Below are 14,133 nucleotides of genomic sequence, written 5' to 3' on the forward strand. Positions count from 1 at the left end.
CCGGATCAGCCGGCGAGCGCTTTCTTCATCTCGATAAACGTCACGCGCGTAAAACCCGGATGGGATTTCTCTGCGGTCTTTTCAAAGCCCCAGGCAGCGAAGGTCGCGTGATTGCCGACGAGCTCTATCCGTGTCTCGAGCCTCAATGCCGAAAGGCCGAGATTAAGCGCCGTCTCTTCGGCGATATCAAGCAGTTGCCGGCCGATGCCCCTGCCTTGCGCGGATGGCAGAACCGCGAGTTTTCCGACATAGAGGCAATCTTTCTCCGGGCGCAGGAAAATGCAGCCAGCGAGCTGCCCTGCATCCTCTACGACATAGGCGATTTCTGCCTTTGCCTTTTCCACCAGCGATTCCATCGTCAGGCGAGTTGCGGAGGAGGGCGGATCGATGCGGCCCTCCATATAGGCGAAGGATGCGAGAATGAGATCGAGCAGCTCGCTCCAGCGAGCAAAGCGCTCATCAATGCGAAAAGGCGTCATGCAGTCCCGCTCTGCCTCGCGCGGCGACGCTTATAGCGGATCGTATCAAAACGGGCAGACAGGGCGTCATAAAGCAGCAAGCGGCCAATCAGCGGTTCGCCGGCACCAGTAATGAGCTTAATCGCCTCCATGGCCATCATCGTGCCGATCACGCCCGTCAGTGCGCCAATGATACCGGCCTCCGCGCAGGCGGGGATCAATCCGGCCGGCGGTGCTTCGGGAAAGAGATCGCGATATCCAGGGTTCTGCGTGCCGTCTTCGGCAGCCTCATAGGGTTTCAGCACCGTCAGCGACCCGTCGAAACGGCCGACGGCACCGGTCACAAGTGGGATACGCGCTTCTTCTGCTGCATCGGCGGCCATATAGCGCGTATCGAAATTATCCGAGCCGTCGATCAAGAGATCGAAGCCGGAAAGGTGCAAACGCGCCGTATCGGCGGAAAGGCGTTCAGTGAAACGGATGACCTTGATATGCGGGTTCAGCCGAGCGATCGCAATGGCCGCGCTTTCCGTCTTCATTTCGCCGATCGTGCCGGAATCGTGGATCACCTGTCGCTGCAGGTTGGAGAGCGAAACACGGTCGTCATCGGCAATGCCGAGCGTGCCGACGCCTGCGGCTGCCAGATATTGCAGGATCGGCGCCCCGAGCCCTCCGGCGCCGATGACAAGCACGCGCGCGGCCTTCAGCTTCTGCTGGCCCGCGCCGCCGATTTCCGGCAGCAGGATATGGCGATGATAGCGTGCGATTTCGTCAGGGCTGAGGGGTTCCATAGGCGTGATGCTAACATGCCCCGAACCGTCGGGAGAAGCGCTATCGCTCATTCGAAAACCCTTCCGTCAGCAACCGTGAAAAATTGCGCCCGCTCGGCAAGTGCGGCAAACATCTGATGGTCCGTTCCCGTCATGAAGGCCTGGCCGCCAAGCCCGTCTATGAGGTCGAACAATGCGGCTCGGCGTCCCTCGTCGAGATGGGCGGCAATCTCGTCCAGGAGCAGAACCGGCGCATGGCCAGTCAGGTTGCCGACGAGCCGCGCATGGGCAAGCACAAGGCCCACCAGCAGGGCTTTCTGCTCCCCGGTGGAGCAGCGCGCCGCTTCCATCTGCTTCTCACGATGATGCACGATGAGATCGGCGCGATGCGGCCCCTCCAGCGTGCGTCCGGCGCCGGCATCGCGGTAGCGGTTGGCGGCGAGCGTTGCCGCATACTCATCTTCCAGATCAACTGCGGGTCGGGAGAATTGGCCATCCATGAAGCCCGAGAGCTGCAGCGATGCTGATGGGAAGGGGGAGGTCTCGCGGCTTTCCTCGATGAGCCGTGTCAGCAGGCCGAGCATTTCCTGCCGGGCGAGTGCCATGGCAATACCGAGGCTTGCCATCTGCTCCTCGATGCCGGAAAGCCAGGACGGATCGAAGCGGCCCTCATCGAGCAGCTTGTTGCGGCTGCGCATGGCGCGCTCGAAATCGCTCGCCCGCTTGCCATGCTCAGGGTCGAGCGACAGCACCAGCCTGTCGAGGAACCTCCTGCGATCGGACGAGCCACCGGTAAAGAGCCCGTCCATTGCCGGCGTCAGCCAGAGCACACGCAGGTGGTCCGTCAGCTCGTCAACCGTCTTGGCCGTCGTTCCGTTGATACGCAGCCGGCGCGCCATCGCCTCGTCGCTGGTATCGATCCCTGTGCCGATCTCGACATCGCCTTCCATGCCTTCAAGCTCGGCAAAGATCGAAAATCCGCCCACAGCACCGACGCGGGTAATATCGCCATAGGCGGCGCGGCGCAGCCCGCGTCCCGGTGACAAGAAGGAGACCGCCTCCATCAGGTTGGTTTTGCCGGCGCCGTTGTCCCCGGTCAGCACCACGTGCCGCCCGTCGAGCGCAAGCGAGGCCGACGCATAATTGCGAAAGTCGGTCAGTTTCAGACGGGAGAGGGCAACCTTGTGCGGCATCGGATATCCGGAAACATCAAGGCTAACAGTGAGAGCCTTTCCTAGTCAGAATGAATCAATCTGACTAGAAAAGGCTCTAAGCCGAAGCGTCAGGGATATCAAGGCTGAGAGCCGTTTCGGCTGTCAATGCCTGCGAGGGGTGGGCGGCTCGAGCTGTGCCTCGGCCTCCGCAATCGCCTTTTCGATCCAATAGAGGAGATCCGGCCGGTCTTCGATCGAACCGCGCAGCGATTTCAATGAATCGATCATCATCGTCAGTTTCTGGCGGCGCATATCGATGACGATACTGTCGGCACCAGATTTCCCGGTGGGAGCGGATGTCATGCAGTATTCGAAGCCTCTTGTCTGACTGGTACTATAGGGGTTCCGGCGCGAGTAACTATCGTCCCATGCAATGAAGTCAACTACAGGGTGTTCAACTTTTCGCGACATCGCCGCCAGGTCATCAAACAATAATTAGAAGTTGTAAATACGTGCAGCGAACAGTTATTTGGGCAGCGTAATGCCCAAAAAAAGTCGGTTGAAATTTGCAACTTGCGGGTTGAGATATTCAGCTGACGCTATATGGTAAATGAAGGGTTTACCGGGAGAGAGTGCAGCAGTGCCAGATCCGATTGATATCATTGTCGGCAGCAACGTGAGACAGCTTCGCGCCCGCCGACGTGTTTCTCAGCTGGAGCTCGGCGAAGCGCTTGGCCTTACATTCCAGCAGATACAGAAATACGAGAAGGGGACGAACCGCGTCTCTGCCAGCAAGCTGCATCAGATAGCGGTCTTCCTGGGGGTCGATATTTCCGAGCTATTTGAAGGTACGGGAATTTCGCAGTTTACCAACCGCGTCGAGCTGAGCCCTGAGGCCTATGAACTGGCGGTCAGTTTTGACAGGTTGAGCTCGATTGCGGGCAAGCAGGCGGTCAAGACGATCCTCAACCTCATGTGCGGTCAGGCAACCGAAAACGCCGCTTGATGCGTCGCATGTATCCTTGAAATCGACGGGATTTCAGTGAAGCTCGCGCTCGTGCAGCGCGACGAGCAGGGCATCCTGCGTCTGATGGCCGGCGTGATAAAGGTCGATCGCGATGCTGGCGATCGAAAGGCCCTGCTGGCTGCGAAGCTTGATGTTGCGTTCGGCGCACCACGAATAGAGCGCACCTGCCAACGCATCGACATCTTCGGACAGACAATTTGAAAAGTTCGTTGCCGACATGGAGATACCCTCTGTTAGTCCCGGATTGCGGGCCAAAGACAGTATGGATTTCAGTAACTTGCAAGCGTCATCGGATCTGTGCGTTAACACAAGACATCTGCATTTCGATCTGCGTCCCGACTTGAAACAGCTGTCCCGAATTGGAGCGCGCATGAAAAAAGCCGGAGGCGGAACCTCCGGCTTTTGTAACCTTGAAGGATATCGAGCTTAGCCCTCGAAGAATTCCTTCATCCGGGCAAAGAAGCCCGTCGATTCCGGATTGTTCTCCTTGGAGGAGAGTTGCTCGAATTCCTGCAGAAGCTCGCGTTGCCGCTTGGAAAGCTTCTGCGGCGTCTCGATCTGGATCTGGATGTAGAGATCGCCCGTCTGGCTGGAACGCAGCACCGGCATGCCCTTGCCCTTCAGGCGGAATTGCTTGCCGGCCTGCGTGCCTTCGGGAACGGTGACGCGCGACTTGGTGCCGTCGAGCGTCGCTACATCGAAGGTGCCGCCGAGTGCCGCCGTAGTCATGGAGATCGGCACAGCGCAATAGAGATCGGCTCCGTCGCGCTGGTAGAACTCATGCGGTTTCACCGACAGGAAGATATAGAGATCGCCCGCCGGGCCACCGCGAGCACCTGCTTCACCTTCGCCCTGCAGGCGAATGCGGGTGCCATCCTCGATACCGGCTGGGATGTTGACCGAAAGCGAACGCTCTTCGGTCACACGGCCCTGGCCGTGGCACTTCGGGCACGGATCGGGAATGATCTGGCCGCGGCCATGACAGGTCGGGCAGGTGCGCTCGATCGAGAAGAAGCCCTGTGCGGCGCGGACACGGCCCGAGCCCTGACAGGTGCCGCACGTCTTCGGTTGCGTGCCCGGTTTTGCGCCGGAACCGGAACAGACGTCGCAGGTAATCGACGTCGGAACGCGGATTTGTGCCGTCTTGCCGGAGAAGGCCTCTTCCAGCGAGATTTCCATATTGTAGCGAAGATCAGCGCCGCGTTCGCGACCGCCCGAAGAGCGCTGCCGTCCGCGGCCCCCGCCCATCATCTCGCCGAAAATGTCTTCGAAGATGTCGGAGAAGCCGCCACCGGCAAATCCGGCGCCACCGCCGAAGCCACCGGGACCGCCCATGCCGCCATGTTCGAAGGCCGCATGGCCATAGCGATCGTAGGCCGCGCGCTTTTGCGGGTCCTTCAGCGTCTCGTAGGCTTCGTTGATTTCCTTGAACTTGCGTTCGGCGTCTTTGTCATCCGGGTTCTTGTCCGGATGGAATTTCATCGCCAGCTTGCGGAAGGCGCTTTTCAGCTCTTTTTCATCCGCCGTCTTGGCTACACCCAGAGTTTCGTAAAAGTCCGCTTTTGCCAATTTAAGCCCCGGAAATGGATTTCCGGCTGCCATGGTGAGCAGCCGGATGTCTATCGTCTAGCGTAGGCCGCCAGTCCGCCGATTAAGCGGACTTCTTGCGGTCGTCGTCCTTGACTTCTTCGTAGTCGGCATCGACGACATTGTCATCCTCAGCCGAAGCGTCGGTCGCGCCGCCTTCGGTCTGCTGGGCTTCATAGATCGCCTGGCCGAGCTTCATGGAAACTTCCATGAGCGTCTGGGTCTTGGCCTTGATGTCTTCAGCGTCGGCATCGGTTGCTTCAGTCGCAGACTTCAGAGCGGCAATCGCATCGGAGATTGCAGTGCGGTCGGCTTCGGAAACCTTGTCGCCGTAGTCCTTGAGCGACTTTTCCGTGGAGTGGATCAGGCTTTCGGCCTGGTTCTTGGCTTCCACACCTTCGCGGCGCTTCTTGTCTTCGGCAGCATGCGATTCAGCGTCCTTGACCATCTTTTCGATGTCGGCGTCGGAAAGACCACCGGAGGCCTGGATGCGGATCTGCTGTTCCTTACCGGTGCCCTTGTCCTTGGCCGAAACCTGCACGATGCCGTTCGCGTCGATGTCGAAGGTGACTTCGATCTGCGGAACGCCGCGCGGTGCCGGCGGCAGGCCAACGAGGTCGAACTGGCCGAGCAGCTTGTTGTCGGCAGCCATTTCACGCTCGCCCTGCGAGACGCGGATGGTGACGGCCTGCTGGTTGTCGTCGGCGGTCGAGAAGGTCTGGCTCTTCTTCGTCGGGATCGTCGTATTGCGTTCGATCAGGCGGGTGAAGACGCCGCCGAGCGTTTCGATGCCGAGAGACAGCGGGGTTACGTCGAGAAGCAGAACGTCCTTGACGTCGCCCTGGAGAACGCCGGCCTGGATGGCAGCGCCGAGAGCGACGACTTCATCCGGGTTGACGCCCTTATGCGGTTCCTTGCCGAACAGCTGCTTGACGACTTCCTGTACCTTCGGCATGCGGCTCATGCCGCCGACGAGAACGACTTCATCGATTTCGGCTGCGGTAACGCCGGCATCCTTGAGGGCTGCCTTGCACGGAGCGATCGTACGCTGAACGAGATCGTCGACCAGGCTTTCGAGCTTGGCGCGGGTCAGCTTCAGCGTCAGATGCTTCGGGCCGGAAGCATCAGCCGTGATAAACGGCAGGTTGATTTCGGTCTGCTGCGAAGAGGATAGCTCGATCTTTGCCTTTTCAGCAGCTTCCTTGAGGCGCTGCAGGGCGAGCTTGTCGTTCTTCAGGTCGATGCCGTTGTCCTTCTTGAACTCGGCAACGAGATATTCGACGAGACGCATGTCGAAGTCTTCACCGCCGAGGAACGTATCACCATTGGTGGACTTCACTTCGAAGACGCCGTCGCCGATCTCGAGGATCGAGATGTCGAAGGTGCCGCCGCCAAGGTCGTAGACGGCGATCGTCTTGCCGTCCTTCTTGTCGAGGCCGTAGGCAAGTGCTGCAGCGGTCGGCTCGTTGATGATGCGGAGCACTTCAAGGCCGGCGATGCGGCCGGCATCCTTGGTTGCCTGGCGCTGCGCGTCGTTGAAATATGCAGGAACGGTGATGACGGCCTTTTCGACCTTTTCACCGAGGTAGGATTCGGCGGTTTCCTTCATCTTCTGAAGGATCATCGCGGAAATCTGTGCGGGCGAGTAGCCCTTGCCGTTGGCTTCGACCCAGGCGTCGCCATTGTCGCCCTTGACGATCGTGAAGGGAACGAGGTGCTTGTCCTTCTCGACGGTCGGATCTTCGTAACGGCGGCCGATGAGGCGCTTTACGGCGAAGAGGGTATTCGTGGGGTTGGTGACCGCCTGGCGCTTTGCCGGCTGGCCGACGAGGCGTTCGCCATCATCGGAAAATGCCACCATGGAAGGGGTCGTACGCGCGCCTTCCGCGTTCTCGATGACCTTTGCGTCCTTGCCGTCCATGACCGCGACGCAGGAATTTGTCGTTCCAAGGTCGATACCAATTACTTTTGCCATGTCATTCTCTCCTTGAAGCAAGCTGTCGGAACCCCGGTAAGGCATTTCCCTGACAGCCCCTTACGGGATGGGTCTACTAAGATTACGCAATCGTGATTGCGGTGATGCGGCGTATATAAGGAGCGGTTTTCTGGACTGCAAGGCGAGAAATGGCCTGGAATCCAGCAAAACGAATGTGTTGCCTTCAATTTTTACAGTAGCCGGAAAAGGGTCTGCTTTGCACCTTCAAACCGTGCAAATCTTGCATGCCGAGCCTTGCGCGGGACGTGCTCCCGCAAGGCGTCTTATCCGGTCTCAATACTGTCTGCTGTCTCCTATTGCCCCATGATGAGATCGAGCAGGGTCGTGCGACGTGGCTGCGCCCCTGATGTTGCCTGCGGTCCGCCGACATCCCCGGGCGGCACCATGTCGTCGTAACCGCCGCCGGCGACATCGGCGGGCGGCACAGGGCCGCCATTCACCGGCATCGCCGTCTGCCGCTGTCCGGGTGCCGGCGGATAGCGGTTCAGGTCGGCATTGCCGCCGAAGACACCGGAAATGATGCTTCCAACCGTAGACGGCTGCTCGGGCGCCGGCTGCGCCTGCGCCATCGGCTGGCCGTTGGCGGGATCGGTTCCAGGGTCGGAGAATGTCTGGCCCATGCCGAAAAGCGGTGCCGGCGAAAGCCCCTTATGCGCGGCGACCATGAATTCCTTCCAGGCCTTGGCCGGGAGCCCGCCGCCGGTCACCTTCTTCATCGGCGTGCCATCGTCATTGCCGAACCACACGCCCGTCGTCAGATTGCTGGTGAAGCCGACAAACAGCGCATCGCGCGAATTCTGCGTCGTACCGGTCTTGCCTGCTGCCTGCCAGCCGGGAAGCTTGGCGCTCGAGCCTGTACCGCCGTTGATGACGCCCATCATCATCATGTTCATTTCGGCGACGATCTGCTCGGAAAGCACGCGCGGCGGATTGTCGTAGGTATTCTCGTACAGCACCTTGCCTTCGGTGGTGGTCACCCGGCGGATCACATGCGGGGTTGCCTTGTAGCCACCGTTCATGAAGGCTGCATAGGAGGCCGTCAGCTCCATCAGTGACACTTCCGAGGTGCCGAGCGCGATCGAGGCATTGGGCTGCAGGTCTGATTCGATACCAAGGCGGTGGGCGAGTTTGATCACCTGATCCGGGCCGTCATACATCACAAGCTGGGCGGCCACCGTATTGAGCGACTTTGCGAGCGCAGTGCGGAGCGTCACTTCGCCATTATATTTCTTCTCGTAATTCTCCGGTGTCCAGTTGCCGATGCGGATCGGCGCGTCGTTGAAAACGGAATCCGGCGTCAGGCCCTTTTCGAGCGCGGCTGCATAGACGAATGGCTTGAAGGAGGAGCCCGGCTGGCGTTTGGCCTTGACGGCGCGGTTGAACTGGCTCGTCGCGTAATCCCTGCCCCCGACAAGCGCACGGATCGCGCCCGTACCGTCGATCGAGACGAGGGCGGCCTGCGACGCGTCGAACTTGCCGCCTTCCTTGTCGAGCACATCGACCAGCGACTGCTCGGCCTTCTTTTCGAGGTTCTTGTCGATGGTCGTATCGACGATGACGTCTTCCTTCACGTCGCCGACCAGCCCCTGCAGCTCGTCCATCACCATATCGGCGACATATTGTCCGGCGCCCGACCAGTAGCTGCGGGCAGAAGCCGGCGTCTGTGACATTGCCGTCTTGATCTCGCCGTCGCTGATATAGCCCTGGTCGCGCATCGCCTGCAGCACGATCTGCGCGCGGGCATTTGCGGCGTCCGGATCACGGGCCGGCGAAAGGCGCGACGGCGCTTTCACGAGGCCCGCAAGCAGTGCCGCTTCGCCGAGGTTCACATCGCGCGCCGACTTGTTGAAATAGCGGCGGGCGGCCGCTTCCACGCCATAGGCATTCGAGCCGAAATAGACGCGGTTCAGATACATCGCAAGGATCTGGTCCTTGGTGTATTTCTGCTCCAGCCAGAAGGAGAGCAGCACCTCCTGCACCTTGCGCTCCAGCGTGCGCTCGGGCGAGAGGAACAGGTTCTTGGCGAGCTGCTGCGTCAGCGTCGAACCGCCCTGGATCGGCTGGCCGGTCGCATTGTTGACGAAGGCACGCGCCAGCCCGAACGGATCGACGCCGAAATGCGAATAGAAGCGTCGGTCTTCGATGGCGATGATCGCTTCTGGAATATAGGGCGACATATTATCCAGCGACAACGCCTCGCCGCCGGTCGCACCGCGGTTGGCGATCGCGCTGCCGTCTACGGCGGTGATCTTGACGTTTGGCGGCCGTTCCGGGATTGCCCAGGTGCTGGCGCTCGGCATGCGCGAACCATAATAGAATACGAGGCCGGCAACACCGATGCCGGCCCAGATGCCAAGCACGATACACCAGTAGACGACCCTGCGCAGGAACGCGAACAGACCACCGCCTTCACGCTCGCGCGGCTCGGGACGACGTTTTGCCGGTACGCGGCGGGGAGCGGGCGATCGCGATGGACGCTTGGAGCCGTGCCGCCCGTCGATGCGGTCGTCGGCATCGAGCGCAAATTCGTCATCCTCCTCGCGGCCGCCACGGCCGTTGAAGGACGGTTCGATCCTGTCGTCTGATCTGCGTCTGGCTACCATCGTGGAGCGGCTGAACCCTTGCTCTAAGACCGCGCCCCCAGGCAACGGTTTTATCCGATTGAATTGTAAATGCGGCGAATTAACGGGCTGTTAAGAACAATACCAATACGGCCAAGTACTCTCCCTGCCTGCATTTTCTCCGTCAGCCAGCCGTGATTTCCCCGCATGGCTGCCATTCATTGTGGGCGTCACAAAACTGACATATATCGCCGCGACTTCGCTTCTCCCAAGAAGCAGGGCGCAATATCAGGCAGAAAATGACGATCGATCCCGACAAGATGGACGAAGCTCGCCTCCGCGAAGTCTGGAGCGTGCATGCCTTTGCGCAGCATTATCGCCTCGACAGGGTGGAGGAGAGCCGGTTGAAGATGCTGCTTGGCCCTTATGCAGAGATGCGTGATCTGCTGGCGACCCAGCGTCGCACATCTTCCGGCTGGTGAGGGAACCAATAGGCTTTGCAGCAGTTTTATCGAGAGCGGGACATACCCCTCACGTCCCGCTCAGATCGGCCGTCTCCCCTCAACACGTGCCGATCGATATCAGGCCCGGCGTATCACCAGATACGTCGGGTCCTTTTCTTTAGGGGCGATAAGGCCCGCGCTCGCGATAATAATAATCCGGCCCGCGGCGCCAGCGGTCGCGTCGTTCAGATTTTAGATTGTTTTTCAAAGACTTATGGCAGCGCTCAGGATGAGCGCAGCTTGAACGGCGATCAAGGTTTTTCACGAGGCCTTGAAATGTGAAAGGCGGCTTCCGATATAAGGTTTCAGAAATCGCAGCCCGGAGATGTTGTGCGCGTTATCGTCGCATCGTTTCCGCGATCTGGTTGAACTAGCCGTTTACCGGCAGTAAACCTTTCGGGATCACTCTGGCTGTGCACTATCCGCTTCTCCTTTGACCACGGATGTACTGGCACCGAGATGAGGCGGATAACGGAAGGCCGGTTTGCCCCGGCCTTTTTGTTTGCAGATTTCGGATGGCGTGCCGCGCAGACCGCGGGCACGCCTTTTTTATTTCAAGCCTTCAGTGCGGCAAGGATGCGCACCCAGGAGCGGATGCCCTTGTGGTAGGAGGCGAGCTCGTACTTTTCGTTCGGTGAATGGATACGGTCGTCGGAGAGGCCGAAGCCGACGAGCAGGGATTCCATGCCGAGCATTTTCTGAAAATCTCCGACGATCGGGATCGAGCCACCCATGCCGATGACAATGGCAGGCTTTGGCCATTCATCGGAAAGCGCGTTGCGCGCCTTGGTCAGAACAGGCGAGTCATAGGAAAGATGAATGGCCGGCGAGGCGCCATGCGGATGGAACTCGACCGAGCAGTCGGCCGGGATCTTCGAGCGAACGTAGTTGCGGAAGCTTTCACGGATCGCTGCCGGATCCTGCGTACCGACGAGGCGAAAGGAGACTTTCGCCGATGCCTTTGCGGCAATGACAGTCTTGAAGCCTTCACCGGTATAGCCGCCCCAGATGCCGTTGACCTCGGCTGTCGGGCGCGCCCAGGTGAGTTCCAGGACCGAGCGGCCCTTTTCGCCCGAGGGAATGGAGAGGCCGACTTCGCCGAGGAAGTTTTCCGCTGACTTGCCGAGCGCCTCCCAGGATGCCTTGATGTTGGCGGGCGTTTCCTCCACACCGTCGTAGAAGCCTTTAAGTGTAATGCGGCCGGTCTCGTCATGCAGGCCGGCAAGCGCTTCCACGAGAATATGGATCGGGTTGGCGGCGGCACCGCCGAACAGGCCGGAATGCAGGTCGCGGTCGGCGGCCGTCACCACGATTTCTTCACCGACAAGGCCGCGAAGAGCAGCCGCGATTGCCGGCGTATCGCGATCCCACATGCTCGTGTCGCAGACGAGGGCGTAATCGGCCTTGAGCTCAGTGGCATTGGCTTCGAGGAACGGCTTCAGCGACGGCGATCCGGACTCTTCCTCGCCTTCGAAAAGGATGGTGACGCGGCAGGGAAGCGCGCCGTTGATCTCCTTATAGGCGCGGCAGGCCTCGACGAAGGTCATCAGCTGGCCCTTGTCGTCGGCCGTGCCGCGGCCGGTCAGGATCTTGCGGCCGTTGCCGGCATCCTTGATGGCCGGATCGAAGGGGTCGTTTTCCCAGAGCTCGATCGGATCGACCGGCTGCACGTCATAGTGACCGTAGAACAAGACGTGGGGCGCATCAGCCGAGGCACCTTCGTGATGGGCGACCACCATAGGGTGGCCGGGCGTGTCGCGAACCGAGGCATCAAAGCCAAGCGTCTTGAGATAGGCTACCAGCCACTCGGCTGCCTTGCGGCATTCGGCCTTATAGGCCGGATCGGTCGAGATCGACTTGATGCGCAAGAGCTCGAACAGCTTTTCGAGGCTTGAATCGAGATTCTTGTCGGCACGCGCAAGGATGGGATTTAGTTCGGTCATTTCCGACTCCTTCTGAAATTCGGCCGGACGATAGACCCAATCGGCTGCGGTTTCGAGCGTCAAATTTCAAGATGTTATGTTGGCACCAAATGCTACAATAGATAAAGTAGTGACATTAAATGCAATTTACGGTTATTTAGCACAATCTAAATAACATCGTGCAGAGGTCGACTTTCGAGGTGGCGAATGTTCTCGGTTATTGCCTGCATCAGGGATAATCATGACTGGCGGCTGGTCGTTGCCGCTGTGATCGTCTGCCTCGTTGGCAGCCTGACGACCATGCTCCTTCTTTTCCGTGCCCAGGAATGCGATGTCGGCCAGCGAAAGCTCTGGATCGGCACGTCAGCCTTTGCCTGCGGCGTGGGTGTATGGGCAACGCATTTCATCGCGATGCTCGCTTATGATGGCGGCATGCCGATCAGCTACGATCTGCGCCTTACCTTTCTCTCGGTATTCCTGTCGATTTTCGGCTCCTGGGTGGCCATACTGATCGCGTCGGAGGGCAGGACCGGCTATTCCCTTGCTTTTAGTGGCTTGCTGATGGCGCTTGGCATCACGGCCATGCATATGACTGGCATGCAGGCGATCGAGGCCCCGGCCGTCATCGTCTATGATGCCTTCACGTCGGTCGTTGCTTTCTGCTCCTGCGCGGTTCTGGCGACGGTAGCCTTCCTCGTCTTCTTCCAGTTGAAAGGCATGAAACGCTTCGCCGCCTCCTCCGGCGCCTTTGTGCTGGCGATCTGCACGCTGCATTTCATCTCGATGAGCAGCATTACGCTGGTGCCCGACCCAACGCGCGAGGTGCCGGCGATGGCGCTCCAGCCCGAGGTTCTTGCGGTGATCGTCATGGTTGTCGCAACCGGCCTCATCCTCATGGCCTTCGGCGCAGTCTTCCTCGAAAGCCATCTGACCGATCTTCGCGGCCTTGCCAACGTTTCGCAGGAGGGCCTCGTCATCCTGCGCGAAGGCAGGATCATCGACACCAATGAGCGCTTCCTGACCCTGTCTGGCTGGAAGCTTGCGGAACTCACTGGCAACATTCCCTCTGCCGTCCTGGCTCTCATCCATGTTGGGCAGGAGAGTGATCAGCGGGAAATGCTGCTGATTGCCAAGGACGAGAGGGAGATCCGTGTCGAGGTCGTCACGCGGCGGATCGTCTATCGCGGGCGCCATTGCGATGTTCTCGTCGTTCGTGACCTCACCCAGCACAGGCGCGCCGAAGAGATGAGCGAGCATCTCGCCCATCATGATGTTTCGCCAGGCTCTGCAGGTCGCTGAGCTAGAGTGGGCGCAGATTTTCGGCATGCCGAGGCCAAGGTAATAAAGCTCAAGCGCAACCGCGCCGCCCCAGAGCGATTCAGAGTGCCTTGGCGTTGTTGATGAGGCGCCGGATATATTCGAGCATCAGCTCCCGCTCGAAGACTCGAAAGCCCTTGAAGAGCGCAAGATCGGCCTCGCGTGCCGTATCGATGGCCTCAGCCTCCATCGCCTTGGCTTTCTCGGAGAGGAAGATCAGTTGGGCGCGTTTGTCGGTTGGGTGTGGGCGCCGCTCGATCAGCCCGTCGCGCACCATGCGGGAGAGCGTGTTGGCCATCGTCGCTTGTTCGATATCGACGCGCTCCAGAAGCTGCTTCTGGGTGAGCCCGTCTTCGGCCCAAAGTTCCAGAAGTATGGGGAACTGGCCGGGAGAAAAACCGAGTCCTGCCGCGCGCTGATGTAGCGAGCGGGCAAAACCCTTGGCCAGCTGGCTGGCAAGGTAGGCACCGGAATCCATTCGATTAAATCCCATGATTGTAAATTAGGCTCAAAATCGTGCAGTAGACAATGCAACAAATCGCATACGATCCATCAAAACATATGCGGCAAGCTCTTAAATTTTCGAGAGGTGAAGCGCCTGGCTGAAAAACAAAGCCGCCATGGCCTGGAGGATGGCCATGGCGGCTTGAAAATGGGGACAAAGGCCCGGAGAGGGGGATGAGGCCTTTGTCCAAGCCTGACGCGGCGGGGGACAAGCCGGCTATCAGACCCGCGGCGCGATCAAACGCCGGTAGGTGTGATTTGTGATTGAGAATGTGGTTTTTCAAGGGAAAGAGAAAAAACCGCCTATTACAAATTGGTAACAGTTTGGTGAGGC

General features: G+C 59.5%; 12 protein-coding genes and 1 pseudogene. 3 read left to right on the top strand and 10 right to left on the bottom strand.

From position 1 onward, the window contains the following. Positions 1-5 precede the first annotated feature (5 nt). The 4 genes from AB8B33_RS23080 to AB8B33_RS23095 form a co-directional block, all read right to left on the bottom strand. Positions 6-479: a GNAT family N-acetyltransferase gene (locus AB8B33_RS23080; protein WP_439017002.1), complete on the bottom strand. Its 474-nt coding sequence runs from the start codon at positions 477-479 to the stop codon at positions 6-8. Continuing rightward, positions 476-1,300: a molybdopterin-synthase adenylyltransferase MoeB gene (locus tag AB8B33_RS23085; protein ID WP_439017003.1), complete on the bottom strand. Its 825-nt coding sequence runs from the start codon at positions 1,298-1,300 to the stop codon at positions 476-478. The genes AB8B33_RS23080 and AB8B33_RS23085 overlap by 4 nt, the downstream gene beginning before the upstream one ends. After that, the gene (gene recF, locus AB8B33_RS23090; protein WP_439017004.1) at positions 1,297-2,421 is read right to left on the bottom strand and encodes a DNA replication/repair protein RecF; all 1,125 of its coding nucleotides are present in this window, start codon (positions 2,419-2,421) and stop codon (positions 1,297-1,299) included. The genes AB8B33_RS23085 and recF overlap by 4 nt, the downstream gene beginning before the upstream one ends. A gap of 123 nt (positions 2,422-2,544) precedes the next feature. Next, positions 2,545-2,745 carry a hypothetical protein gene (locus tag AB8B33_RS23095; RefSeq protein WP_113320508.1) on the bottom strand — a complete coding sequence of 67 codons (201 nt, stop codon included), beginning with the start codon at positions 2,743-2,745 and terminating at the stop codon, positions 2,545-2,547. 277 nt (positions 2,746-3,022) lie between these two features. Here AB8B33_RS23095 and AB8B33_RS23100 point away from each other — a divergent pair, with 277 nt between their 5' ends. Continuing rightward, positions 3,023-3,388 carry a helix-turn-helix domain-containing protein gene (locus AB8B33_RS23100; protein WP_007813894.1) on the top strand — a complete coding sequence of 122 codons (366 nt, stop codon included), beginning with the start codon at positions 3,023-3,025 and terminating at the stop codon, positions 3,386-3,388. A 33-nt stretch (positions 3,389-3,421) separates the two neighbouring features. Here the strand turns inward: AB8B33_RS23100 and AB8B33_RS23105 are convergent, their stop codons facing one another. From AB8B33_RS23105 to AB8B33_RS23120, 4 genes are all read right to left on the bottom strand, one after another. Next, the gene (locus AB8B33_RS23105) at positions 3,422-3,628 is read right to left on the bottom strand and encodes a hypothetical protein (RefSeq protein WP_007813896.1); all 207 of its coding nucleotides are present in this window, start codon (positions 3,626-3,628) and stop codon (positions 3,422-3,424) included. Between the two features lie 207 nt (positions 3,629-3,835). After that, complete coding sequence (gene dnaJ / locus AB8B33_RS23110; RefSeq protein WP_113320509.1) at positions 3,836-4,978, bottom strand: molecular chaperone DnaJ; 1,143 nt, start codon at positions 4,976-4,978, stop codon at positions 3,836-3,838. An 82-nt stretch (positions 4,979-5,060) separates the two neighbouring features. Continuing rightward, positions 5,061-6,971: a molecular chaperone DnaK gene (gene dnaK / locus AB8B33_RS23115; protein WP_113320510.1), complete on the bottom strand. Its 1,911-nt coding sequence runs from the start codon at positions 6,969-6,971 to the stop codon at positions 5,061-5,063. A 314-nt stretch (positions 6,972-7,285) separates the two neighbouring features. Further along, positions 7,286-9,595, bottom strand: coding sequence for a transglycosylase domain-containing protein (locus AB8B33_RS23120; protein ID WP_439017005.1), 2,310 nt, complete (start codon positions 9,593-9,595; stop codon positions 7,286-7,288). A gap of 257 nt (positions 9,596-9,852) precedes the next feature. Here AB8B33_RS23120 and AB8B33_RS23125 point away from each other — a divergent pair, with 257 nt between their 5' ends. Next, complete coding sequence (locus AB8B33_RS23125) at positions 9,853-10,035, top strand: hypothetical protein (protein ID WP_007813904.1); 183 nt, start codon at positions 9,853-9,855, stop codon at positions 10,033-10,035. 575 nt (positions 10,036-10,610) lie between these two features. Here AB8B33_RS23125 and AB8B33_RS23130 read toward each other — a convergent pair. Then, on the bottom strand, positions 10,611-11,999 hold the full coding sequence (locus AB8B33_RS23130) for a dipeptidase (protein ID WP_310379859.1): 1,389 nt from the start codon (positions 11,997-11,999) through the stop codon (positions 10,611-10,613). A gap of 186 nt (positions 12,000-12,185) precedes the next feature. On the opposite strand from AB8B33_RS23130, the pseudogene AB8B33_RS23135 reads away from it, so the two are divergent. Next, a pseudogene (locus tag AB8B33_RS23135) lies at positions 12,186-13,253 on the top strand (MHYT domain-containing protein); the annotation flags it as partial. A gap of 103 nt (positions 13,254-13,356) precedes the next feature. Here AB8B33_RS23135 and AB8B33_RS23140 read toward each other — a convergent pair. Then, complete coding sequence (locus AB8B33_RS23140) at positions 13,357-13,773, bottom strand: MarR family winged helix-turn-helix transcriptional regulator (protein WP_007813909.1); 417 nt, start codon at positions 13,771-13,773, stop codon at positions 13,357-13,359. Positions 13,774-14,133 lie beyond the last annotated feature (360 nt).

Origin of the sequence: Rhizobium sp. 768_B6_N1_8, assembly GCF_051811225.1 — a bacterium.
Lineage (GTDB): Bacteria > Pseudomonadota > Alphaproteobacteria > Rhizobiales > Rhizobiaceae > Rhizobium.